The organism is Calidithermus terrae, assembly GCF_003574345.1.
GTDB classification, from domain to species: domain Bacteria; phylum Deinococcota; class Deinococci; order Deinococcales; family Thermaceae; genus Calidithermus; species Calidithermus chliarophilus.
The window spans coordinates 1-1,311 of sequence record NZ_QXDL01000421.1; the positions used below are offsets into that span (position 1 = coordinate 1).

1 protein-coding gene is annotated in these 1,311 nt (G+C 72.8%); it reads left to right on the plus strand.

The annotated features are described in order from the left end of the window. Positions 1 to 1,311 (plus strand): glycoside hydrolase family 20 zincin-like fold domain-containing protein (locus Mterra_RS21310; RefSeq protein ID WP_119316879.1); only part of this gene is annotated, 1,311 nt, incomplete at both ends.

Sequence of the window (1,311 nt, forward strand, 5' to 3'; positions counted from 1 at the left end):
CCCTCGAGCCTGCTGCCCCCGCCCCAGGAGGCCCGCCTCTCCGAGGCCTTCCTGCCGCTCGAGGGCCTCGCCGCACGCGCCGAGGGCCCCCAGCCCGAGCTGAAGTGGGCCCTGCGCGACCTCAGCCGCGAGGTGCAGGCCCGCTTCGGCCGTGGCCTGCTCACGGAGGGCGCCCGGTGGGTGCGGGTGGGGACGCTCGAGAACCTCGAGCTCGCCCAGGCCGCCCGTGAGCGCGGCCTCACCCCCGACAAGCCCGAGGGCTACGCCCTGTGGGTCGAGGAGGGCGGCGCGGCGGTGGTGGGCTTCGACGCGCTGGGGGCCTACCGCGGCGCGCAGACCCTGCGCCAGTTGCTCACCCCCCAGGGCTTCCGCCACGCCCGGGTGCGCGACTGGCCCGCCTTCGGCTGGCGCACGGCCATGATCTACCTCGACAAGGACTCCCGCGCCGTCAACGACGTGCTGGTGCCCCTGCTCGCCAAGCTCAAGTACAGCCACGTGCTGGTGATGAGCGACTACGTGCAGTGGAACAGCAGCCGCGCCGTCTGGCACCCGGGCGGGGCGCCCAGGGCCGAGGCCGAGCGGGTGGCGCGGCTCATCCGCGAGCACGGCATGGAGCCCATCCCCCTCATCGAGCTGCTCAGCCACGCCCAGTGGCTGTTCTACAACCCCCAGACCGGCCGCTACGACGCCAATAAGGACCTCTGGGCCGACCCCGAGGCCCCCAACCCCTACGCCTACGACCCGCTGGTGCCCCGCGTCTACGAGGTGGTGCTGCCCATCCTCAGCGAGGCGGTGGAGGTCTTCAAGCCCAGGTACGTCCACGTCGGCCACGACGAGCTCACGGCCCAGAACCGCTTCCCGGCCAAGCCCGAGGCGCAGGCGGTGGGGCTGCCCAAGCTCTTCCTCGACGACACCCTGCGGCTGTACAACCACCTCAAGGGACTGGGCGTGGGCACCATGATCTGGCACGACGTGGCCTTCTCCGACGCCTACCGCGACCAGATCGCCCCCGCCCTGCCCAAGGACTTAGTGGTGACCTACTGGAACTACAGCGCCGCCGCCGACTACCCGCCGCTGGGGGCCATCCGCGGCCTGGGCTTCGGGGTGCTGGGCGCCTCCTGGCACAACCCCGGCAACCCCGAGAGCATGGCCCTGGCCGCCCTGCGCCACGGCGCGAGCGGGGTGCTCCAGACCCGCTGGTCGGGCTACTTCGGCAACGCCACCATGTACGACGGGCAGGCCGAGCAGGCGGTGGCCTACTTCAACGCCGCCGGCGCCTTCTGGAACCCCCAGGCCCCCGCCGCCCCCGAC